General features: G+C 57.4%; 19 protein-coding genes, 2 tRNA genes and 1 pseudogene. 12 read left to right on the top strand and 10 right to left on the bottom strand.

Translation table 11 applies throughout. From position 1 onward, the window contains the following. Positions 1-45: 45 nt before the first annotated feature. Together gloA and rnt are read left to right on the top strand one after the other, a co-directional pair. Positions 46-453 (top strand): lactoylglutathione lyase, encoded by a 408-nt coding sequence (gene gloA / locus DVA44_RS13675; RefSeq protein WP_103823907.1) that lies wholly within the window; start codon positions 46-48, stop codon positions 451-453. Positions 454-549: 96 nt separating this feature from the next. Beyond that, the gene (rnt, locus tag DVA44_RS13680; RefSeq protein ID WP_114315182.1) at positions 550-1,200 is read left to right on the top strand and encodes a ribonuclease T; all 651 of its coding nucleotides are present in this window, start codon (positions 550-552) and stop codon (positions 1,198-1,200) included. A gap of 44 nt (positions 1,201-1,244) precedes the next feature. Here the strand turns inward: rnt and grxD are convergent, their stop codons facing one another. Further along, a complete protein-coding gene (gene grxD, locus DVA44_RS13685; protein ID WP_032617810.1) occupies positions 1,245-1,592 on the bottom strand; it encodes a monothiol glutaredoxin 4 in 348 nt (115 codons plus the stop codon). 336 nt (positions 1,593-1,928) lie between these two features. Here grxD and DVA44_RS13690 point away from each other — a divergent pair, with 336 nt between their 5' ends. Both DVA44_RS13690 and sodB read left to right on the top strand, forming a co-directional pair. Further along, positions 1,929-2,753 (top strand): C40 family peptidase, encoded by an 825-nt coding sequence (locus DVA44_RS13690; RefSeq protein WP_114387269.1) that lies wholly within the window; start codon positions 1,929-1,931, stop codon positions 2,751-2,753. Between the two features lie 122 nt (positions 2,754-2,875). After that, positions 2,876-3,457, top strand: a complete 582-nt coding sequence (gene sodB, locus DVA44_RS13695) for a superoxide dismutase [Fe] (RefSeq protein WP_114387270.1) — start codon at positions 2,876-2,878, stop codon at positions 3,455-3,457. A gap of 38 nt (positions 3,458-3,495) precedes the next feature. Here sodB and DVA44_RS13700 read toward each other — a convergent pair whose 3' ends face one another. Continuing rightward, positions 3,496-4,662 (bottom strand): MFS transporter, encoded by a 1,167-nt coding sequence (locus DVA44_RS13700; RefSeq protein ID WP_114387271.1) that lies wholly within the window; start codon positions 4,660-4,662, stop codon positions 3,496-3,498. Positions 4,663-4,826: 164 nt separating this feature from the next. After that, the gene (locus tag DVA44_RS13705) at positions 4,827-4,916 is read right to left on the bottom strand and encodes a YnhF family membrane protein (RefSeq protein ID WP_103179357.1); all 90 of its coding nucleotides are present in this window, start codon (positions 4,914-4,916) and stop codon (positions 4,827-4,829) included. Between the two features lie 296 nt (positions 4,917-5,212). On the opposite strand from DVA44_RS13705, the gene purR reads away from it, so the two are divergent. Further along, positions 5,213-6,238, top strand: a complete 1,026-nt coding sequence (gene purR / locus DVA44_RS13715) for an HTH-type transcriptional repressor PurR (RefSeq protein WP_103179356.1) — start codon at positions 5,213-5,215, stop codon at positions 6,236-6,238. Between the two features lie 5 nt (positions 6,239-6,243). On the opposite strand, the gene punR is transcribed toward purR, so the two are convergent. Further along, the gene (punR, locus tag DVA44_RS13720) at positions 6,244-7,167 is read right to left on the bottom strand and encodes a DNA-binding transcriptional activator PunR (RefSeq protein WP_103179355.1); all 924 of its coding nucleotides are present in this window, start codon (positions 7,165-7,167) and stop codon (positions 6,244-6,246) included. A gap of 115 nt (positions 7,168-7,282) precedes the next feature. Here punR and punC point away from each other — a divergent pair, with 115 nt between their 5' ends. Together punC and cfa are read left to right on the top strand one after the other, a co-directional pair. Beyond that, positions 7,283-8,479 (top strand): purine nucleoside transporter PunC, encoded by a 1,197-nt coding sequence (punC, locus tag DVA44_RS13725; protein ID WP_114387272.1) that lies wholly within the window; start codon positions 7,283-7,285, stop codon positions 8,477-8,479. A gap of 280 nt (positions 8,480-8,759) precedes the next feature. After that, positions 8,760-9,908 (top strand): cyclopropane fatty acyl phospholipid synthase, encoded by a 1,149-nt coding sequence (cfa, locus tag DVA44_RS13730; protein WP_114387273.1) that lies wholly within the window; start codon positions 8,760-8,762, stop codon positions 9,906-9,908. Between the two features lie 32 nt (positions 9,909-9,940). Here cfa and DVA44_RS13735 read toward each other — a convergent pair whose 3' ends face one another. Then, entirely contained in the window at positions 9,941-10,585 is a 645-nt protein-coding gene (locus DVA44_RS13735; protein ID WP_114315188.1) for a riboflavin synthase subunit alpha, read from the bottom strand. A 222-nt stretch (positions 10,586-10,807) separates the two neighbouring features. Here DVA44_RS13735 and mdtK point away from each other — a divergent pair, with 222 nt between their 5' ends. The 4 genes from mdtK to DVA44_RS13755 all read left to right on the top strand — a co-directional run bounded on the left by mdtK (position 10,808) and on the right by DVA44_RS13755 (position 14,250). Continuing rightward, complete coding sequence (gene mdtK / locus DVA44_RS13740) at positions 10,808-12,181, top strand: MdtK family multidrug efflux MATE transporter (protein ID WP_103823931.1); 1,374 nt, start codon at positions 10,808-10,810, stop codon at positions 12,179-12,181. 151 nt (positions 12,182-12,332) lie between these two features. Further along, positions 12,333-12,409: transfer RNA gene (locus tag DVA44_RS13745), tRNA-Val, on the top strand. 4 nt (positions 12,410-12,413) lie between these two features. Then, positions 12,414-12,490: transfer RNA gene (locus DVA44_RS13750), tRNA-Val, on the top strand. 149 nt (positions 12,491-12,639) lie between these two features. Next, complete coding sequence (locus tag DVA44_RS13755; protein WP_114387274.1) at positions 12,640-14,250, top strand: FAD-NAD(P)-binding protein; 1,611 nt, start codon at positions 12,640-12,642, stop codon at positions 14,248-14,250. Here DVA44_RS13755 and DVA44_RS13760 read toward each other — a convergent pair. The 5 genes and pseudogenes from DVA44_RS13760 to DVA44_RS13780 form a co-directional block, all read right to left on the bottom strand. Continuing rightward, a complete protein-coding gene (locus tag DVA44_RS13760; RefSeq protein ID WP_114387275.1) occupies positions 14,237-15,550 on the bottom strand; it encodes an amidase family protein in 1,314 nt (437 codons plus the stop codon). The genes DVA44_RS13755 and DVA44_RS13760 overlap by 14 nt on opposite strands. Positions 15,551-15,608: 58 nt before the next feature. Continuing rightward, a pseudogene (hisD, locus tag DVA44_RS13765) lies at positions 15,609-16,919 on the bottom strand (histidinol dehydrogenase). Then, positions 16,919-18,058, bottom strand: coding sequence for an ester cyclase (locus tag DVA44_RS13770; RefSeq protein WP_103823897.1), 1,140 nt, complete (start codon positions 18,056-18,058; stop codon positions 16,919-16,921). Before DVA44_RS13770 ends, hisD begins: the two are co-directional and overlap by 1 nt. Positions 18,059-18,188: 130 nt before the next feature. Further along, positions 18,189-19,160 carry a nuclear transport factor 2 family protein gene (locus tag DVA44_RS13775; RefSeq protein WP_114315192.1) on the bottom strand — a complete coding sequence of 324 codons (972 nt, stop codon included), beginning with the start codon at positions 19,158-19,160 and terminating at the stop codon, positions 18,189-18,191. Beyond that, entirely contained in the window at positions 19,157-20,227 is a 1,071-nt protein-coding gene (locus DVA44_RS13780; protein WP_103823895.1) for a LacI family DNA-binding transcriptional regulator, read from the bottom strand. Before DVA44_RS13780 ends, DVA44_RS13775 begins: the two co-directional genes overlap by 4 nt. A 330-nt stretch (positions 20,228-20,557) precedes the next feature. Between DVA44_RS13780 and DVA44_RS13785 the strand changes: the two genes are divergently transcribed. Beyond that, positions 20,558-21,796, top strand: a complete 1,239-nt coding sequence (locus DVA44_RS13785) for an MFS transporter (protein WP_114315194.1) — start codon at positions 20,558-20,560, stop codon at positions 21,794-21,796. Positions 21,797-21,831 lie beyond the last annotated feature (35 nt).

Consider the following 21,831-nt stretch of genomic DNA (forward strand, 5'->3'; position numbering starts at 1 on the left):
TAAAACATCGTTTCTGTTCAAGATGATAAAAGCTAAGAGGATAATATGCGCCTACTTCACACCATGCTGCGCGTTGGCGATCTGCAACGTTCCATCGATTTCTACACCAACGTGCTGGGCATGACCCTGCTGCGCACCAGCGAAAACCCGGAATACAAATACTCCCTGGCCTTTGTCGGTTACGGCCCGGAGAGCGACGAAGCGGTTATCGAACTCACCTATAACTGGGGTGTGGATAGCTATGAGCTGGGCACAGCCTACGGCCATATCGCCCTGGAAGTGGATAACGCGGCAGAAGCCTGCGAGCGTATCCGCAGCAATGGCGGCAACGTGACCCGTGAAGCGGGTCCGGTTAAGGGCGGCACCACCGTGATCGCCTTCGTTGAAGATCCGGACGGTTATAAAATCGAACTGATCGAAGCCAAAGACGCCGGTCGCGGTCTGGGCAACTGATCCTGACGGGCGCGCCATGCGCCCGTTGTTTTACTGCATCTCGCCTCAAAATTTGCCATAATACGCACTGCTTTTTTCCCCTTGTAAGAGATCCAGATGTCCGATAACGCTCAACTTACCGGTCTGTGCGACCGTTTTCGTGGTTTTTATCCTGTCGTGATTGATGTCGAAACCGCTGGATTTAACGCCAAAACCGATGCGCTGTTGGAAATTGCCGCCATCACGTTGAAGATGGATGAACAGGGCAATTTGCTGCCGGATTCCACGCTGCATTTTCATGTTGAACCTTTTGAAGGGGCGAACCTGCAGCCTGAGGCGCTGGCATTTAATGGCATTGATCCGCATAACCCGCTGCGTGGGGCAGTGAGTGAATATGACGCGCTGCATGCCATCTTTAAAATGGTGCGCAAGGGCATGAAAGAGCAGAACTGTAATCGCGCAATCATGGTGGCGCACAATGCCACCTTCGATCACAGCTTTATGATGGCTGCCGCCGAGCGCGCGTCGCTGAAACGTAATCCGTTTCACCCGTTTGTGACCTTTGATACCGCGGCCTTAAGCGGGCTGGCGCTGGGGCAAACCGTGCTGTCGAAAGCCTGTATTACCGCCGGTATCGATTTTGACGGCACACAGGCGCACTCCGCCCTGTACGATACCGAACGCACGGCGGAACTGTTTTGCGAAATCGTTAACCGCTGGAAGCGTCTCGGCGGCTGGCCGCTGCCAGATGTTGGCAATAACGCATAAAAAAAGCGACCGGAAGGTCGCTTTTTTATTTACCGTGCGCGAGATTACTCGGCGCCTGGCTCTTCAGATTTGTACTTCGCAGCCGTCTCTTTGATCAGCTGCTGCAGTTCGCCGCGCTGATACATCTCAATCAGGATGTCGCAACCGCCAACCAGTTCACCGTCAACCCACAGCTGCGGGAAGGTCGGCCAGTTAGCGTATTTTGGCAGCTCAGCGCGGATATCCGGGTTCTGCAGAATATCAACGTAAGCAAAACGTTCGCCACAGGCAGAGAGCGCCTGCACCGCCTGAGCGGAGAAACCACAGCTTGGCAGTTTCGGAGAACCTTTCATGTACAGCAGGATCGGGTTTTCAGCAATCTGCTGCTGAATTTTTTCAATAGTAGTGCTCATGTCTTGCTTCCTTTTACTTCTGTTACGGCAATAGTCTGACATTGTAGCGTTTCAGGCCGACTACGGAAAATAACATTTTCGTCACGTATATGATTTTACCGCGCGTGGCGTAAAGTTGCATTGTAAAACTACCTTATCCCGCTCTCCCCTGCGGCTTTGCTCAGCGAATGTACAAATCAACCGGTTGAAATTCCGATTTTTTGCACTTGCTAACGAAACGCAGTTTTAGATGCAAAAAGTTTATTAACGCAGAGGCTTTTTATAGATTAGAATCGACAAGTTTTGTAAATCAGACGCAGGATAATTTATATCCAGCTATTACCAGGGGAATGCCCAGTGGCGCGAATAAATAAATTCTCGATCACGCTCTGTGCTTTGCTGTTTTCATCTCTCACCTTCACGCCGGTGGCAAATGCCTCAGAGCAGGCGCGGCCTTCTGCCGCCCACAAAACGCATCTGGCGAAAGCCACCGAACCGAAGAAAAAAAGCAGCACCGGCAAAACCACGAAAAAAGAGAGCACCAGCAAAAAAAGCACCGCCAGTAAAAAGAGCAGCAGCAAAAAAAGCAGCCTCGCTAAAACACAGCCAGCCACCTCCAGTAAGAAAAGCAAAAATTCCTCCCGCAGCGCGCCCCGTACAACTCAAACCGCTTCCCGCGTTGTGACAGAAAAATGTACATCCCGTAAAGGACGTAAAGCGCAGTGCGTGAAAACCAGCAAGACCACGACCCTTGCCGAAGCGCATAAAGTCCGGGTGCAAAAAGCGCAGAAAACGGCGTTAAATAAGCTGATGGGCCAGATTGGTAAACCGTATCGCTGGGGCGGCAGCTCACCGCGTACCGGTTTCGACTGCAGTGGTCTGGTCTATTACGCTTATAAAGATCTGGTGAAGTTCCGCATCCCGCGCACCGCCAACGAAATGTACCATCTGCGTGACGCCTCCCCGGTGGATCGCGGTGAGCTCGAAAGCGGCGATCTGGTGTTCTTCCGCACCCAGGGTCTCGGCACCGCCGATCACGTTGGTGTCTACGTTGGCAACGGCAAATTTATTCAGTCGCCGCGTACCGGCCAGGATATTCAGATCACCTCCCTGAGCGAAGACTACTGGCAGCGCCATTACGTTGGCGCTCGCCGCGTGATGAAGCCCAGCACGCTGCGTTAACCCCCTGCCCCGCGGGTAAGCCTGCGGGGTAAGTTCCTCTTTTGTAGGGTCTTTCAATTTGCTACTCTATCCTTACATTCAATATGGTTATTGGATGGTTCACTATAATAAGGAGAGAAGCAATGTCGTTTGAATTACCTGCATTACCGTATGCAAAAGACGCCCTGGCCCCGCATATTTCTGCGGAAACCCTGGAGTACCACTACGGCAAACACCACCAGACCTATGTCACCAACCTGAATAACCTGATCGCCGGCACCCCATTTGAAGGGAAAACCCTGGAAGAGATCGTGCGTAGTTCTGAGGGCGGCATCTTCAATAACTCCGCCCAGGTGTGGAACCACACCTTCTACTGGCACTGCCTGGCGCCTCAGGCCGGTGGCGAACCGACGGGTGATCTGGCTGATGCCATCACCGCCACCTTTGGCAGCTTTGCGGAATTTAAAGCGAAGTTTACCGACGCCGCGGTGAAAAACTTTGGCGCAGGCTGGACCTGGCTGGTGAAAGAGGCGGACGGGAAACTGGCCATCGTTTCCACGTCCAATGCGGGCACGCCGTTGACCAGCAACGCTACCCCGCTGTTAACGGTGGATGTATGGGAACACGCTTACTACATCGATTACCGTAATGCGCGCCCGAACTACCTCGAGCACTTCTGGGCGCTGGTAAACTGGGAATTTGTTGCGAACAACTTCGCGGCATAACGAAAAACGCAGAAGGCCGGGCCTTCTGCGTTTTGGTGTTATTCGGCGGCGCAAACCGGTTCAGGTTGTTTTCTGTCGGCCATTAGCACCAGCAGAAGCCCCAGCGCGGCAATGATGGCCCCCATCACCGGAACAAAGCTGTAACCCAGCCCGCCGGAGATCACCGCACCACCTGCCGCCGCACCCAGCGCATTCCCCAGGTTAAACGCCCCGATATTGACGGAAGAGGATAACCCTGGCGCATCGCTTGCCACGCGCATCACGCGCATTTGCAGCGGCGGTACCACCGCAAAGGTCGCCATCCCCCATACCACCATCGCGAACGCCGCCCCTACTTCATTACGTGCCAGCCACGGGATCGCCACCATAATCGCGATCAGCAGCAGTAAAAAGCCTTTCAGGGTGCCGCTTACGGAGCGGTCCGCCAGCTTGCCGCCCAGGAAGTTGCCGAGCGAGAAACCGACGCCAATCAGCACCAGCATCGCGGTAACAAAAGCAGGCGTCGCCTGGTTAATGTCATGCAGAACGGGCGCAATGTAGGTGTAGAGGGTGAACATCGCTCCGGCGCCCAGCACCGTGGTCAGCAAGGCGGAAAGCACCTGCGGGCGCATCAGCACCGCCAGCTCCTTGCGCACCTTCGGCTTTTCGCCCGCGCCGCCCGCAGGGAGGGAGAAGAAGAGCGCGACCATCGAGACCACGCCCAGAAGCGCCGTCGCCAGGAAGGACATCCGCCAGCCGATAGCTTCGCCCATCCACGTTGCGGCAGGTACGCCGCCAATGTTGGCGATGGTGAGCCCCATAAACATGGTTGCTACGGCGCTGGCCTGTTTATGCTTCGGCACCACGCTTGCGGCGACCACCGACCCGAGGCCAAAGAAGGCGCCGTGATTGAGGCTGGTCAAAATACGCGACAGCATCAGGGTGGTGTAATCCGGGGAGAGCGCCGACAGCACGTTACCGACGGTAAAGATCGCCATCAGGAAGATCAGCGCATTACGACGGCCGCGATGGGAAAGCAGCAAGGTCATCAGCGGCGCCCCTACCATTACGCCGATAGCGTAGGCGCTGATTAACATGCCCGCAGCGGGAATAGAGACATCCACACCCCGGGCGATAACCGGTAGCAGTCCCATTGGAGAAAACTCGGTGGTGCCGATGCCAAATGCGCCAATGGCCAGGGCCAGTAGCGGAAAATTGATTTTCATACTTCAACTCCGGATACCGTGTCGTCAGGCGACACAGAACAATGAAGGCGAAAGCATGACATCAATCACAAAAAATGAGAAGTTAACAATTTGGCAAAAGATTTTTGCAAGAAGCGTAACAATGCGAGTAAGGAGACGAGGGAGCGTTAACTCCCTCGCAAATATCAGTGCAGCGCAGCCGTCAGACCGCTGGCAACGATCAGACCCAGAACAATAACGGTGGTAATCAGCGAAAACTTAAGATCGGTACTCATCAATTTTTCTCCTTTTAATCACCCTACGAAGAGTGAGCTTGCTCATTTTTGCACAGTTCAGGGTAAAAATCTTGCTGGATTTAGAATGATATCGATTTTTACTCTTCCCCTTTTGGTCAAGATCAGCCAAAATTCCACGCTAAATTTATTAGCGTACCGGCCATTGACCCCCTCCTGACGTCCTGTGTCGTTTTCCCGGCGTACCGCAATTCAAATTGCGCAATTAGGGCGAGTGAAGGCAAACGTTTACCTATTGGTTTTTCAGGAGCTTAAGATATGGTCTGGAGTGACATCTGATGGCAACAATTAAAGACGTAGCGAAACGCGCAAACGTTTCCACTACAACCGTATCACATGTTATTAACAAAACCCGCTTTGTGGCGGAAGAGACGCGTAACAACGTCTGGGCAGCGATCAAAGAGCTGCACTATTCTCCGAGCGCCGTCGCCCGTAGTCTGAAGGTGAACCACACCAAATCGATCGGCCTGCTGGCGACCAGCAGCGAAGCCCCCTACTTCGCAGAAATTATTGAAGCGGTAGAGAAAAACTGCTTCCAGAAAGGTTACACCCTGATCCTCGGCAACGCCTGGAACAGCCTGGAGAAGCAGCGGGCCTATCTGTCGATGATGGCGCAAAAGCGCGTCGACGGCCTGCTGGTGATGTGCTCGGAATACCCGGAGCCGCTGCTGAAGATGCTGGAAGAGTATCGCAACATCCCGATGGTGGTGATGGACTGGGGCGAAGCGAAAGCCGACTTCACCGACTCGGTCATTGATAACGCCTTTGAAGGTGGCTACATGGCCGGACGTTATCTGATCGAACGCGGTCATCGCGATATCGGCGTCATCCCGGGCGCGCTGGAGCGCAACACCGGCGCCGGTCGTCTGGCCGGTTTTATGAAAGCGATGGAAGAAGCCTTAATCACGGTGCCGGAAAACTGGATCGTCCAGGGCGACTTTGAGCCGGAGTCCGGCTATCGCGCCATGCAGCAGATCCTCTCCCAGACGCCGCGTCCGACCGCTATTTTCTGCGGCGGGGATGTGATGGCGATGGGTGCCTTGTGTGCCGCTGACGAGATGGGGCTGCGCGTGCCGCAGGACGTTTCGCTGATCGGGTATGATAACGTGCGCAACGCCCGTTTCTTCACCCCGGCGCTGACCACCATCCACCAGCCAAAAGATTCGCTGGGCGAGACCGCCTTCAACATGCTGCTCGACCGTATCGTCAACAAACGTGAAGAGTCGCAGTCTATTGAAGTGCATCCGCGTTTGATCGAACGCCGCTCTGTCGCCGATGGCCCGTTCCGCGACTATCGCCGTTGATCCGCTCAGGGAGCCAGTACCTCTGGCTCCCGCAGCCACTCCCTGTTCATCGTTTCACTGTCCCCCAGATAATCCAGCAGCCACGCCAGCGCCGGTGACATGTCGTTTTGTTGCCAGGTGAGGCAGCAGGCCGCATCCGGGAAGGGGTTTTCCAGCGTCAGCTCCACCCATTTGCCGCTGTCTATCCACGGCCGGGCAAAATGGACCGGCACCATCCCCACGCACAGACCAGCCGACAGACAGGTCGCAGAGGATTCCCAGTCCGGGGTGACAATGCGCCGCTGGTTATCCAGCAGCCAGGTGATCCGTTTCGGCAGCGAGCGGGAGGTATCTTCCCGCACCAGCGACGGCCAGTTGCGTAGAGTGTCATCGCTGAGCGGGCCGGGAAGCGCGGCCAGCGGATGGTGGCTGGCCACCACGCAGACCCAGCTTAGCATCCCCATATCGCGAAACGCGTAGCGTCCCCCCACCGGTATCGCCTGGGTCGCGCCGATCGCCATCTCCACCCTGCCGTCCGCCAGCGCATCCCAGACACCGTTAAAGACCTCCTGGGAGACGCGCAGCTCAACGTCAGCGAAGTGGCGATAAAAGTCGACAATCATCTGACGGGTGCGTTCGGGACGAACAATGTTATCCACCGCAATGGAGATATGCCCGCGCCAGCCGTTGGCGATCTGCTGACACTGTTCGCGGGTGATCTGCATTTTTTTGATAACAGAGCGCCCCTCCTTCAGAAACCACAGCCCGGCAGGCGTCAGCTCCACATCACGGTGACGCCGTTCAAACAGCGGCACCGCCAGCCACTCCTCAAGCTGACGCACCGTATAGCTGATGGCTGACGGGACGCGATGTAGCTCCTGCGCTGCGCCGCTGAAGCTGCCGTTACGCGCAACGGCATCCACCACTTCAAGGGAATATTCTGACCACATTTTCTGCCTGCAAAAAATTTGAATGCAACCGCCAAATATTAGCGTTTCACAAGCGGGATTGCACTGCCTACACTCAGCGGCTACCTAAACCTGCATCCATAAGGACAATAAAACAATGCAACCCGGGAAAGGATTTTTAGTCTGGCTCGGCGGCCTGAGCGTGCTGGGCTTTCTCGCCACCGATATGTATCTGCCTGCGTTCGCCATCATGCAGGCGGATCTGCAAACCCCGGCTGCCGCCATCAGCGCCAGCCTGAGCCTCTTCCTGGCCGGTTTTGCCTTCGCGCAGCTGCTCTGGGGACCGATGTCTGATCGCTTCGGACGCAAGCCGGTGCTGCTGGCTGGCTTAGCCATCTTTGCATTCGGCTGCCTCGGCATGCTGTGGGTACGCGACGCCACCTGGCTGCTGGTGCTACGCTTCATCCAGGCGGTGGGCGTCTGCGCCGCGGCGGTGACATGGCAGGCGCTGGTGACCGATTACTACCCGGCATCGCGAACCAACCGCATTTTCGCCACCATCATGCCGCTGGTTGGCTTGTCGCCGGCACTGGCACCGTTGCTCGGCAGCTGGATCCTCGCCCATTTTAGCTGGCAGGCCATTTTTGCGGTGCTGTTTGCCATTACCCTGGTGCTGATGCTCCCGGCCTTTTTCCTGAAGCCAGTGACGGTAAAAGAGGCGCAGCCAACCTCCCGCGTGACCTTCTTTACCCTGCTTCGCTCCCGGATCTACCGCGGTAACGTACTGATCTACGCCGCCTGTTCCGCCAGCTTCTTCGCCTGGCTGACCGGCTCGCCGTTTATCCTTAACGATATGGGCTACAGCCCGGCGGTGATTGGCCTGAGCTATGTGCCGCAGACCATCGCCTTCCTGATTGGGGGTTATGGCTGCCGCGCCGCGCTGCAAAAATGGCAGGGTCACCAGATGCTGCCGTGGTTGCTGGGCCTGTTTGCTGTCAGCGTGATCGGCACCTGGGCGGTCGGGTTTATCCCGGGCGTCAGCCTGGCGGCGCTGCTGGCCCCCTTCTGCCTGATGGCAGTGGCGAACGGTGCCATCTACCCTATCGTCGTGGCGCAGGCGCTCCGTCCCTTCCCGCAGGCGACCGGCAGCGCGGCGGCGCTGCAGAACACCCTGCAACTGGGACTCTGCTTCCTCGCCAGCCTGCTGGTCTCCTGGCTGATTGCTACCCCGTTGCTCACCACCACCAGCGTAATGGTCGCAACCGTCGTGCTGGCTGCGCTTGGCTATCGGATGCAGTATCTCCCTGCGGGCCAGCAGGATGAGCGCCCGCAGGCCGAATCTTCCCACGCCTGACAGGATAGTTAATTAGCGCGCTAACAATATCTTGTTGAATCACCATGATATCAGTCCTATACTGACTGAAGCGTTCTGATAAATACTACAAATATTAAGTGTTAACGGGAGCCGGAGTGCTCCCGTTTTACCATGGATGGCCTTTCGGCAAGGGTCCTCTCCCTTCCTCTGTTCTACGTCGGATATTAGCCTCACGGGTCACACCGTGAAATTTCTCACTCTCCATAAAGAGCGTCTACGCTGTTTATGGGTTCTGATCACATCAGGTGATGGAGAAGCTATGAGTTCATCGTGTATAGAAGAAGTCAGCATCCGGAATGATGACTGGTTCCGGATAGTCAATGAATTGCTGAGCCGCGCGGGTATCACCATCAACGGCCCGGCATCCTCCGATCTACAAATTAAACACCCCGATTTTTTTAAACGCGTCCTGAAGCAGGGCTCGCTGGGTCTCGGCGAGAGCTACATGGACGGCTGGTGGGAGTGCGAACGGCTGGACATCTTTTTCCACAAGGTGTTGCGCGCGGGTCTTGAATCACAGTTGCCCAGCCACCTGAAGGATACCCTTCGCATTGCCACTGCCCGCCTGTTCAACCTGCAAAGTAAAAAGCGCGCCTGGATTGTCGGCAAAGAGCACTACGATCTTGGCAACGACCTGTTCAGCCGCATGCTCGATCCGGCGATGCAGTACTCCTGCGGTTACTGGAAAGAGGCCACCACGCTTGAGCAGGCGCAGCAGGATAAACAGCGCCTCATCTGCGAAAAACTGCAGCTACAGCCCGGTATGCGGGTACTGGATATCGGCTGCGGCTGGGGTGGTCTGGCAGAGTTTATGGCGCAGCACTATGGCGTGAGCGTAGTCGGTGTGACCATTTCAGCGGAACAGCAACGTATGGCGCAGGCGCGTTGCGCCGGGCTGGATGTGACCATCCTGTTGCAGGATTACCGCGATCTGAACGATCAGTTCGACCGCATTGTCTCGGTGGGGATGTTTGAGCACGTGGGGCCGAAAAACTACAACACCTATTTTGAGGTGGTGGATCGTAACCTGAAGCCGGATGGCCTGTTCCTGCTGCATACCATTGGTTCGAGAAAAACCGACCATCGCGTCGATCCCTGGATAGACAAGTACATCTTTCCGAATGGCTGTTTACCCTCAGTTCGCCAGATTGCCAACGCCAGCGAAGCCCATTTTGTGATGGAGGACTGGCATAATTTTGGCGCTGATTACGATACCACGCTGATGGCCTGGCATGAGCGCTTCATTGCCAGCTGGCCGGAGATCGCCGACAACTATTCTGAACGATTTAAACGGATGTTCAGCTACTATCTGAATGCCTGTGCCGGTGCGTTTCGCGCCCGTGATATTCAGCTGTGGCAGGTGGTATTCAGCCGCGGTGTGGAGCACGGCCTGCGGGTGGCCCGCTAAAAAAGACCCCGGCTTGCCGGGGTCTTTTTTTATCATGCGTCGTTGAGCGTCTGCTGGATAGCGGCGGCCTCTTTTGCCGCCAGTACGCGCTCTACGGTATCGACCACCGCCTGGGTTTGCGGATCGATTTCGATATTCACTCTGTGACCCAGCTTTTTGCTGCCGAGGGTGGTGCGCTGCAGCGTCTCGGGGATCAGGTGGACGCAGAATCGGGTAGGCGTTACTTCACCGACGGTCAGACTGATGCCATCCACGCCAATAAAACCTTTATAGAGGATGTACTTCATCAATGACGGATCCTGCACCTTGAACCAGATTTGACGATTATTTTCTGAGGTGAGGATTTTGGCGATTTCCGCGGTGGTCATAATATGGCCTGACATTAAATGCCCGCCAATTTCGTCGCTGAATTTCGCGGCGCGCTCCACGTTAACAATATCGCCCTCAACCAGGTCGCCCAAATTGGTAATGCGCAGCGTCTCTTTCATTAAATCGAAGCTGATGAGATTACCGTTAATTTCGGTCACCGTCAGGCAACAACCGTTGTGTGCAACCGATGCCCCGGTCTCCAGCCCATCAAGCATCTCATCCGGCAGGGCGACGACATGGGTGCGGAAGTTGGGTTTTTCATCAATGGACACCAGTTTCGCGGTGCCCTGCACAATACCAGTAAACATGCTTACGACTCCTGTTTGTTCCTTCGGTGTTAACACCGTTTAATCTCACCACAATAACAGTTGAAAATAGAGGTTGCCAGTACCCACCTTTTCTGGCGATTTTTTCACTAGATAATTAGCTTATCCCCGCTACAATAGCTGGAATTCCCCGCATCTTCTTCTTGCTGTTTTTCGCAGCGGCTTTTTTTGCATTCAAATAACAACAAAACCAAAGGTGTTCACGTGCAGAAGTACATGAGTGAAGCGCGTCAGTTATTAGCTCTGGCAATCCCGGTGATACTCGCGCAAATCGCCCAGACCTCAATGGGGTTCGTCGATACGGTTATGGCGGGTGGTTACAGCGCCACCGATATGGCCGCGGTAGCCATCGGTACCTCTATCTGGCTACCGGCTATTCTCTTCGGCCACGGCCTGCTGCTGGCCTTGACGCCAGTGATTGCCCAGCTTAACGGCTCCGGGCGGCGGGATCGTATCGCCCATCAGATCCGCCAGGGCTTTTGGCTGGCCGGTCTGGTCTCGGTGTTGATCATGCTGGTGCTATGGAACGCGGGCTATATTATTCACGCCATGCGCAATATTGACCCGGCCCTGGCGGATAAAGCCGTCGGCTATTTACGCGCCCTTCTCTGGGGGACGCCGGGTTATTTATTCTTCCAGGTGATGCGTAATCAGTGCGAAGGATTGGCGAAGACCAAACCGGGCATGGTGATGGGCTTTATCGGCCTGCTGGTCAATATTCCGGTGAACTACATCTTTATTTACGGTCATTTCGGCATGCCTGAACTGGGCGGCATCGGCTGCGGCGTTGCCACAGCGGCAGTTTACTGGGTGATGTTCTTCGGCATGCTCTCCTATGTGAAGCGCGCCCGCTCCATGCGTGATATCCGTAACAAAGCGGGTTTCAGCCAGCCTGACATGGAGGTGGTCAAACGTCTGGTGCAGCTGGGCCTGCCTATCGCGCTGGCGCTCTTTTTCGAGGTGACGCTGTTCGCGGTGGTCGCCCTGCTCGTCTCCCCGCTGGGGATTGTGGATGTAGCCGGGCACCAGATCGCCCTTAACTTCAGCTCGCTGATGTTCGTTCTGCCGCTGTCGCTTGCTGCCGCGGTGACCATTCGCGTCGGTTATCGCCTCGGTCAGGGCTCCACGCTGGATGCGCAAATCGCGGCCCGGACCGGCATTGGCGTAGGCATGTGCATGGCCGTCTGCACCGCGCTGTTCACCGTCACGCTGCGCGAGCAGATCGCCCTGCTCTATAACGACAACCCGGAAGTGGTGCTGCTGGCCTCCCATCTGATGCTGCTCGCGGCCGTGTACCAACTCTCCGATTCAATCCAGGTGATCGGCAGCGGCGTGCTGCGAGGTTATAAAGATACGCGGTCCATCTTCTTTATCACCTTTATCGCCTACTGGGTGCTGGGTCTGCCGAGCGGCTATATTCTGGCGCTCACCGATCTGGTGGTGGATCGTATGGGCCCGGCCGGTTTCTGGATGGGCTTTATCATCGGTCTGACCTCCGCCGCCGTTATGATGATGCTGCGCATGCGTTTTTTACAGCGCCAGCCATCCAGCGTGATTTTGCAACGCGCTGCACGTTAATCACCCGCCAGCCGCCTGCGGGCGGCTACTTTCTCTTCATTTTGCGCGGGAATAGAGCAATCGCGTGAAATCTGAAAGAAAATTGCGGTTTGCCTCTTGCCTCATGCGACCACTGCCGCTAATATCCGTCCCCGTTGTCACACACAACAATGCGTTCATAGCTCAGTTGGTTAGAGCACCACCTTGACATGGTGGGGGTCGTTGGTTCGAGTCCAATTGAACGCACCATTCTGCGTCCGTAGCTCAGTTGGTTAGAGCACCACCTTGACATGGTGGGGGTCGGTGGTTCGAGTCCACTCGGACGCACCATTTCAGTTCTGAAATGGTGCAATCCCTCTTCTTCTCTGATTTATCACTTTCGCTTCGTTTCTGAGTTGCTCATCACCCGTTTTCTACCACACTTAACCTGCATAGCATTTTTCCCATGGATTCGGTAAAAAAAACAGCAGGTAAACACAATGAAAAAAATTGCCATTGTCGGAGCAGGTCCCACAGGGATCTATACCCTCTTTTCTCTTCTGAAACTGAATACACCGCTTTCCGTTACCGTTTATGAACAGGCTGAAGAGGCCGGCGTCGGGATGCCCTATAGCGATGAAGATAACTCGCGCATGATGCTGGCCAACATCGCCAGCATTGAGATCCCGCCCCTTTTCTCCACCTACCTCGCGTGGCTGCGCACCCAGAGCGAGGCGCATCTTGCGCGCTACGGCGTACAGAAATCCACCCTGCACGACCGACAGTTCCTGCCGCGCATTCTGCTGGGCCAGTATTTCCGTGACCAGTTCCAGGCGCTCATCGCGCAGGCACGAAAACAGGGCTTCGAGATCACCGTCCAGGAGTCCTGTCAGGTGAGCGATCTGCTGGCCAGCGCCGAGGGGGTGAGCATCTGGACCGACGGCAAACTCACTCCTGACCAGTTCGAGCTGGCGGTGATCGCCACCGGCCACGTCTGGCCGGACGAAGATACCTCCCCACGCGACTTCTTCCCGAGCCCCTGGTCCGGGCTGATGGAGGCCAGTATCGGCGCGGGCAAGGTGGGCATTTTAGGTACCTCCCTGAGCGGGCTGGACGCGGCAATGGCCGTCGCCGTACAGCATGGCAAATTCATTGAAACCGATGACGAGCAGATCCACTACCGGCTCGATGAGAAGAGCGAGGCGCTGAAGATTGTGCTGATGTCCCGCTCTGGCATCCTGCCCGAAGCCGATTTCTACTGTCCTATCCCTTACGAGCCTTTAACCGTGGTTACGGAAACGGCCATCGAGGCGGCGATCCAGCAGGGCACTACCGGCCTGCTCGACCGGGTGTTCAGGCTGATGGTTGAAGAGCTGACGCAGGCCGACCCGCAGTGGAGCAAGGCGATCGCCCTGGACACCCTCACCGCCGACAGCATCCGCGACGCCTGGTTTGCCGATCGCCAGAAGCATGGCCCGTTCCGCTGGGCGGTCTCTAACCTGGATGAAGTGGAGCGCAACAAGCGGGACCGCCGCACGTTGCCGTGGCGCTACACCGTGTTGCGGCTGCATGAGGCTGTGGAGAAGATTGTGCCCTACCTGGATGAGACCGACAGAGAACGTTTCAAAACGGGGCTGGCGCGGGTGTTTATCGACAATTATGCGGCGATCCCTTCACGGTCGGTGCGCCGACTGCTGGCCCTGCGCGAGGCGGGCATCATCAGCATCGAGGCGCTGGGCAATGAGTATGAACTGGCCGCAGAAGAGACCCGGACGGTCATTCACGCCGAGGGTAAACGCTGGATCTTTGATACCTTTATCGACGCCCGCGGGCAAAAAGCGCTGAAAAGCAAAGACCTGCCGTTCCCTTCCCTGCGCGAACAGCTTGTCTCTGCGGGAGAAGATATCCCCGACGTCGGCGACGATTACACTCTGCTGGCACCGGAGTACCTGCGCGGGCGCATCGCCTTCGGCGCCCTGCCCTATCTGATGCACGATCGTCCCTTTGTCCAGGGTCTGGTGGCTTGTGCGGAGATCGGCGAAGCGATGGCGAAAGCCGCCGTTCAGCCCGCTTCGCGCGTACGCAGGCGATTGCCGTTTATGGCGGAGTAAAGGCGGTTTCGCAGGCGGCGGCCAACGCCAGCAGCGGAGATTCATCGGCTGCGGGAGAGAGAATTTCCAGCCCCACGGGAAAGCCGCTGCGCGTTCTGCCGCAAGGAAGCGTGATAGCGGCGCAACCGCTGATGGCCGCCAGCTCAGGTGCACATCCGGGCGGCATCTTCTCCAGGCTGTCGGGTATACGGCACACCGTAGGGTAAAGGTAAGCGTCGACCCCCGCCTGCTCAGCTACCTGACCAAGAGTGTGGCGCAGCCGACGCCGCAGCTCTCTTCCGGCGCGCCACGCAGGGGTTTTCAGTTTGTCGCAGGCGAGCATCTGGGTCAGCAGCGGCAAAAACTCCGGCAAAAATTGCCCGGATGCTACAATCGCATGCAGATCCGTCGGCGCCCCCGGATGCTGCTTTAACCAGGCATCGAATCCCACGCGAAATTCGAACAGGCTCAGGCAGATTGCTCCCTCCACGTCGCGCAGTATCGGCAGGTCGATCTCCGTAAGCGTTGCGCCGTGACGCGCAAGCTGCGCGAGGGCGGCATGCCATACCTCTCCCAGGTGTGAGTCGCTCCCTTCCAGGGTGCGGATCACCCCAAAACGCACCCCTTTCAGCGAAACGGGTTCAAGGGTCCGTGGCGTCTGGCCGTGAATAATCCAGTGCAGCAGGGCCGCATCCTGGACGCTATGTACCATCGGCCCCACCGTGTCTTTACTGAGAGAGAGCGGCGCGATGCCCTCCATCTGCTCCCTGCGCACCCGCGGTCTTAACCCCACCAGCCCGGTATAGCTGCACGGGATGCGGATCGAGCCGCCGGTATCGGTTCCTAACGCCCCCTCTGCCATCCCTGCCGCCACCGCCGCCGCGCTGCCGCCGCTGGAGCCGCCTGCCGTGATGCCTGGGAAAAGCGGATGATGTACATCGCCGCCAAGGGAGCTGCGGGAGCGGACGTCGAAGGCAAACTCGGACATATTGGCCCGGGCCAGAATTATCGCCCCGGCAGCCCGCAGACGGCGCACCACCAGCGCATCCCCTGTGGACCGAAGTGCGGCCAGGGCCTGACACCCTGCCGTTACCGGCAGTCCGGCGCAGGCGATATTATCTTTGACGATCAGCGGTACGCCGTGCAGCGGCCCCAGTAGCTGGCCGCGACGCCGCAGCGACTGGCAGATGTGCGCCTGGGCCTGCGCCTCCGGATTGATGCCGAGGATTGCGTTCAGCTGCGGCTGCCCGGCGATGATCGTCAGCCGCCGGGCTATCTCTTCGGGGGCATCCTTGGGGGGAATCAACCGACTCTTTTGCATATCGTCCTCTTCACATTCATGCCGGAGGCCAGCGCAGCGCGCTGACCTCCCGTTGCAATCAGTCCCGCAGCCCGGAGGTGATGGCATCCAGCGCTTCCGGATGCAGACGGATCTCCGCGGCGCGACGGTGCCCCTGCATCCCCTCGGTACGGCTCTGGCGAATGGCCGGTTCCGCAATCGCCGCGATGCCCTGCTCATCGATCCACTGATGGGTACAGATTTTAACGTAAGCCCCCACCCACAGCCCGCCGGTGTAACGTGCTGCCGCCATGGTTGGCAGGGTGTGGTTGGTGCCGCAACATTTGTCCGAGAAGACCACGCTGGCGTTCTGGCCGATAAACAACGAGCCGTAATTGCGGATTTTCGCTGCCGTGCTGTGCGGGTCGCGTGTATGGACCTGCAGATGCTCGGTCGCCATATGATCCGCAAAGGCGATCAGCTGCTCTTCGCTGTCGCAGACCACGATTTCACCCTGACGACGCCAGGCTTCGCCCGCGGTCGCGGCGGTAGGCAGCGTCATCAGCTGGCGCTCAATTTCTGACAGCACCCCCTCGGCGATTGCCCGGCTGGTGGTTGCCAGCCCGACGCGAGTGTGGACATCATGCTCGGCCTGCGCCAGCAGATCGGCGGCAATAATGCGCGCATCGGCGCTGTCGTCGGCGACGGTGAAGATCTCGCTCGGCCCCGCCAGGGCATCAATCCCCACTTTACCAAACACCTGGCGCTTGGCCTCGTTCACAAAGGCGTTGCCCGGTCCGACAATTTTGTCCACCGCCGGTACGCTCTCCGTTCCCCAGGCCATGGCCGCCACCGCCTGAGCGCCGCCAATTTTAAAGATCCGATGGGCCCCCGACAGGTGACAGACCGCAATCATCGACGGGTGTGCTGCGGGCGGCAGGCAGGCGATGATCTGTTCGCATCCGGCAACCGTGGCGGGCACGATGGACATCACCGGCGCGGAGAGGATCGGATAGCGGCCCCCCGGCACATAACACCCCACCGTCTGAACCGGGATAATCCGGTGCCCCAGATGCACGCCAGGCAGGGTTTCCACCTCCAGCGGCTGCATGGTGGCAAGCTGGGCCTAGGCAAAGCGCCTGACCTGGGCGATGGCAAACTCGCTGTCGCGGCGGGTCTGCGGGTCCATCTCGCGCAGCGCGGTCTCAATCTCCTGGGCCGTGACTTCAAACTGCGCGGGCACCACCTTATCAAACTGCCGCGAGAAATCTCTCAGGGCCGCGTCGCCCTCGTCTTTTACCCGCGCAATAATGCCACCGACCGTGTCGGTTAACGATTTGTCGGCCTGCGCATCCTGCCCCTGGGGACGTTTGATCCAGCTCACCTGATCAACAATTGACTGTACAGACATTATGCTTCCTCCATTTGACCCAGTTTGATTTGTGCCAGCAGCGCCAGGTGGTCGTAAAGCACCCACTCGTCGACAATTTTGCCGTTAATAATGTGGTAGTGAGACATCCCCATCACGAACAGACGTTTACCGGTCGGTTTACCCAGCTCGCCGTAGCCCAGGTGGTGACCCTCGATGATCCAGCGTATCGCCACCTTCGTGCCGCCTTCGTCGCACGGGTTGGAGCAGATGTGCTGCGGCAGCCAGGCGCCGTCAGGGATCATGCCGATCAGGGCCAGGGTCTGGTGCGTCACCGACGCTGTGCCGTACAGCTCTTTCATCAGCGGGCCATGCCACTGAACGTTCGGCGCGTAGACCTCTTTGATCTTGCCGAGCATCCGGCGGTTATAGATTTCGTGCATCCAGCGCAGGCACTGCTCTTCGGTGTCGGTATGGGCGATGGAGACATCGCAGACCATCTCCGGCGGATACTGCCCCAGCATGCGGCCGTTTTCACCGATGTCGGTAACGCGAAAGCCCTTGTCGAACTGCTCTTTCGCCATGTTAAAGGCGATCTCATCGGTGTTCAGTCCCAGCTGCTTCATCAGCGACATGTTGTCGCTCACCACCCACTCGCGATAGATCTTGTTCTCGTGGATCATGCAGTCGGCCACGGTGCGGGTGACGAACGTTCGGTTAGTGGGTTTGCCAAGGTGGCTGAACTGGGTATGGCGCCCGCTGCCGGTCACCAGGTGCGAGGTGTAAAAACCGTCCACGTCGTTACCGTTCCAGATCACCTGGGTCGCCATGCCGCGGCGCTCCGGAAAAGCCACCAGGCGTTGCAGCGTATCCTGCACCACCTGCTCGCGGGTATAGAGAGTACCCAGCGCGTTATATAAGACGCAGTTGTGCGTATAATGGGTGTAAATTAATCCCACGTCGCGTTCATCCCATATTTTATGGGTGCAGCGAACAATATAATCGACAATATCGGTATAACACTCATCGAACCCGCGCAATGATTGCGCCCGCGGACGTTTCTCCGGCACTAAATCAATAAAGTCGCGACGCTCAACCTGTAATACCGGTTCATCACGGGTGAGCTTATTATTTTTTTCAGGTACGGCTGGTGCTTTATTTGTTGCTTCAGTTGAAGACATATAAACCCCTGCTTCTGTTTTCAGACAATACGATCCCGCACCCGGAATGGATGGAGAATGGAGCCGCAATATTTATTGCGGCGGATTTAAAAATGTTCAGGTAAGAAATATAGCGGAGGTGGTCCTCCGGTTAATTGACGATTTGCGACCAGATAGCTAATTCATCAATACCAAGATATTCGCGAATAATTAAACCATCGCGTAATTCAAGCTGACTGATACCGGTGATCGATACCGGCTTACGGGTCGGCACGCCAAACTTGCCATATCCGTCGTGCCAGGTCAGGAGCGACCAGCGCAGCGAAATGCGCACCGGCTCGCCAGGGTCCCGGCGCACGATAAGGTGGTGCAGCTGCACTTCACTGTCAGCAAAGGAGGCGCGGTATCCCGACAGTAGTGCAGCAATCTCCTGCTCTCCCGTGCCGCTGCAGTGGCCCGGCGCATAGAGCGTGGCGGCAGGATGATACAGACCCGGCACGGTGCCGCTGTTACCGCCCGCCCACATGGTGAGATAGCGCTCTACTACTCCGGCAATCGGCCCTTCGACATCATCCCCCTCCGGGCCACCCGCCCAGCGGGCGTCCAGCGTTTCGGCGGTCGCCCGGGGAATACCCAGCTGCTCCTGCATGCCCGCCAGATTGCGCGCAAATTCCTGCACGTTGAGTCCGAGCTGAGCGACAATCGCCGCTCTGTCCTGCAAAAGCCACTCCTGGCGCACCGCGCCGTCGGCACAGATACGGTCGGCCCAGGTGCGCACCCAGAGGGTTTTGCCGCTGGGTGCGCCGAAGAAGCCTTCGCCCATATGGCGAATACAGGCGATGGTACGCTGGGCGGCGTAGTACTCATTGCCGGGATTCTCGGTCGCCAGAATGTCCTCGGTCAGCACGGTGCGCTGGGGAAAGCTGTGCATCGCCTCCAGGGTCAGGCGCATAAACTGCGGCAGATCGGTTAGCTGTTTTTCCGGGGTGATAAAGACCACCGGCGTAGCGTAGAAGTCGGCAAGCTGGCCGATATCCTTTTGTTCCCAGACCACATGCGTCAGGGTGAGAATAAACTGTTGGATGGAATCGAACTGAGGGCTGAAGCCCGGCAATCTGCTCATTTGTCCTCCTGCGTCTGGAACATGTAATAACCCTCGGCGTCGATAGCCCCCGCATGCGGTCGGCGCGCGGAGTGGCGTACCACCAGTTTGCCCGGCACGGTAATTTGTTCAGGTTCGATCGTACCGCTGTCGATCTGCTTCATCAGCAGCTCCACCGTGGCGCTGACCATCGCCTCGACGGGCTGTGACGCGGAAGTTAATGCATAGGATGCCCAGCCGGAGGGGCCGATATCGTCGTAACCCACAATAGAGACATCTTCCGGGATGCGCAGGCCAAACTCGTAGCGCGCCACGTCCATGACGATCACCGCCATATGGTCATTGGCGACAAAAATGGCGTCCGGCGCGGGGGATGCAGAGAAGAGCGCATAGGCCGCTCGGGCCGTCTCCTGGGCATCGTAATTGCCGTTCACCACCCGGACATCATCAATGCCCTGCTCCTGCAAAGCCTGCAAATACCCGCGCTGACGGGCAATGTTGACGGACGAGTCCGCCACCCCGCCTACGTAGGCAAAGCGTTTGTGTCCTGCCGCCAGTAAAAATTCGGCAATCTGGCGGGATGCCGCCTCGTTATTGCTGTTAACGCTCGACGCCATTCCGCTCTCTTCGCTGCGGTTAAACAGCACCACCGGGATCCCGGCGGCAAGGCACTCCTGGGAGAGGTCGAGCGACAGGGTGACCGAAGCCAGCACGATGCCGTCCACCCGGTACTGCATGATCTGGTCGAAAATCCGGTCAACATTCCCGTCGCGATCGCCGACAAACAGCAGCAGGTGATAGTTAAGGGTGTCCAGCTTTTGCGCCAGCGCCTCAAGCACCTGGGGGTAAAACTGGTTATCAAAATAGGAGATCACCACGCCGATGATCCGCGAGCGGGCCGTGTTAAGCGAGCGGGCGATGGCGTTAGGCCGATAGCCCAGCTCACGCGCCGCCTTGAGCACCTTCTCACGCGTTGCCGGTGAGATGCTCGCCCCCGGCGTGAAGGTGCGGGACACCGCCGATTGTGATACTCCCGCCAGCTGCGCCACCTGCTGAGAGGTCACCGCTGTAAAAGTCTTACGTTTCATTACCGTGAGTTCCTTATCCCTGTGACTCCCCTCATCGGCACTTGTGGCAGGGCTATTCCCTGTCACCGCGCCGCAGGAAGCGGGTACTTTTTATACTTACACCATGTTTGCATGCGTATGCAACAGCCTAAATTATTTTTTTCACAATGGTGATAAACGACCTTTACAAATTTGAAACCTTTTCGTAACTTCAATTTTTGAATACGTATGCAGAGCAATATTCACACCGTCAATTGTACCGGGCAGCCTGGTCAGTATCCAAAGGGATTGAGCCGGTAAACGTTGTACTTGACTGGTTTTAACCCATTACGTTTTAAGAGGTTCACAACCATGTTTCGAGCACTGTTACGCCGACCCGAAGCCCGGCTCTTTTTTATCATCAGCGTGTTGTTTTTTATCTGTATTCACAGCATTGATGCGTTCCTGGCCCCGATGATGATCAACCAGGGGATGGAGCCGCAGGTGATGGGGATTATCATGGGGGCCAGCGGCCTCGCCACGCTGCTGATCCGCTTTCCGCTGGGGATTGTTTCCGATGTGGTGAAGAGTCGAAAAATCTTTATCCAGGGGGCGCTGGTCCTGCCGATTATTGCCTGGCCGCTGGCGTGGCTGGAGCCTAACGCCCTCACCCTCTATCTGGCGAAGGCGGCTGACGGCGTCACCGCTGCCACCTGGGTGCTCTACAACATTCTCTTCATTCGCTATTTTGACCGCAAAGATGCCCCTGCTGCGGTGGCCTTTCTGGCGCTGGCGGGGCCGCTGGGGGTGTTTCTCGGCAACTGCATCGGGGGTCTGTTGATTCACTATTTTGAGAACAACATCGCATTTTTCGTCTCCTGCGTCTCGGCGCTGGTGGCGCTGCTTCTCACCACCCGCATCCAGGATGTACACGATCCGGTCAAAGCCCCGACGCTGAAAGCCTGTATCGCCGGTGCCCGCCTGCAACTGGCCGATCGTTCGGTGTGGCTGATTGGTATCCTGGCGACCCTCGTTATCCTGGTGCCTTTTGCTACCCGCGACACACTGACGCCGATCTATGCCGAGCAGTTAGGCGGGCGTGCCGGGATCTTAACCCTGCTGAGCAACATCCATTTGATCTTCTACGCCCTCGCCATCGCCCTGTGCAGCAGCCTCTTTTATCAGCGCCTTGGGCTGATGAAGACGGCGGTGCTGGGCATTGTCCTGCAGGTGGTGTCGACCTTAGGCATCCCCTTCACCAGCAATATGTATGTCATCTATCTGTTGCAGGCGCTGGCGGGCTTCTCGTTCGGGATGGCGTTCGCGGCCTTTATGTCCCTGAGCGTGGTCAATACCACCTCTGATGAGCAGTCCACGCGCATGGGTCTGTTCCAGACCATCTACTCCTGCGGCATGTTTGCCGGGCCGGTGATCATGGGCGTGATGATGCAGCACATTAATCTGTCGTCCGGCTATCTGTTTATTGCTGGCCTGTCGGTTATCGCGGCCATTGCCACCCCGCTCTCCGTGCGCTGGGTGAATAGCCGTAAAATGCCGCCGTCTGCGGAATTATCCCTTAACGCCCCACTCGCGCCCGCGCGCGACCAGTAATTTTTTAATCACCCAAACATTTATCCCGGCCCGCC

This window comes from Leclercia sp. W17 (assembly GCF_003336325.1).
Lineage (GTDB): Bacteria > Pseudomonadota > Gammaproteobacteria > Enterobacterales > Enterobacteriaceae > Enterobacter.

Bases quoted from the DNA above. Each gene is read 5' to 3' on its own strand.
- sodB (WP_114387270.1), top strand. From the start codon at position 2,876: ATGTCGTTTGAATTACCTGCATTACCGTATGCAAAAGACGCCCTGGCC.
- punR (WP_103179355.1), bottom strand. From the start codon at position 7,167: ATGTGGTCAGAATATTCCCTTGAAGTGGTGGATGCCGTTGCGCGTAAC.
- DVA44_RS13775 (WP_114315192.1), bottom strand. From the start codon at position 19,160: ATGAGCAGATTGCCGGGCTTCAGCCCTCAGTTCGATTCCATCCAACAG.
- DVA44_RS13705 (WP_103179357.1), bottom strand. From the start codon at position 4,916: ATGAGTACCGATCTTAAGTTTTCGCTGATTACCACCGTTATTGTTCTG.
- DVA44_RS13700 (WP_114387271.1), bottom strand. From the start codon at position 4,662: ATGAAAATCAATTTTCCGCTACTGGCCCTGGCCATTGGCGCATTTGGC.
- rnt (WP_114315182.1), top strand. From the start codon at position 550: ATGTCCGATAACGCTCAACTTACCGGTCTGTGCGACCGTTTTCGTGGT.
- cfa (WP_114387273.1), top strand. From the start codon at position 8,760: ATGAGTTCATCGTGTATAGAAGAAGTCAGCATCCGGAATGATGACTGG.
- DVA44_RS13735 (WP_114315188.1), bottom strand. From the start codon at position 10,585: ATGTTTACTGGTATTGTGCAGGGCACCGCGAAACTGGTGTCCATTGAT.
- gloA (WP_103823907.1), top strand. From the start codon at position 46: ATGCGCCTACTTCACACCATGCTGCGCGTTGGCGATCTGCAACGTTCC.
- grxD (WP_032617810.1), bottom strand. From the start codon at position 1,592: ATGAGCACTACTATTGAAAAAATTCAGCAGCAGATTGCTGAAAACCCG.
- DVA44_RS13785 (WP_114315194.1), top strand. From the start codon at position 20,558: ATGTTTCGAGCACTGTTACGCCGACCCGAAGCCCGGCTCTTTTTTATC.
- DVA44_RS13755 (WP_114387274.1), top strand. From the start codon at position 12,640: ATGAAAAAAATTGCCATTGTCGGAGCAGGTCCCACAGGGATCTATACC.
- DVA44_RS13770 (WP_103823897.1), bottom strand. From the start codon at position 18,058: ATGTCTTCAACTGAAGCAACAAATAAAGCACCAGCCGTACCTGAAAAA.
- DVA44_RS13780 (WP_103823895.1), bottom strand. From the start codon at position 20,227: ATGAAACGTAAGACTTTTACAGCGGTGACCTCTCAGCAGGTGGCGCAG.
- purR (WP_103179356.1), top strand. From the start codon at position 5,213: ATGGCAACAATTAAAGACGTAGCGAAACGCGCAAACGTTTCCACTACA.
- punC (WP_114387272.1), top strand. From the start codon at position 7,283: ATGCAACCCGGGAAAGGATTTTTAGTCTGGCTCGGCGGCCTGAGCGTG.
- DVA44_RS13760 (WP_114387275.1), bottom strand. From the start codon at position 15,550: ATGCAAAAGAGTCGGTTGATTCCCCCCAAGGATGCCCCCGAAGAGATA.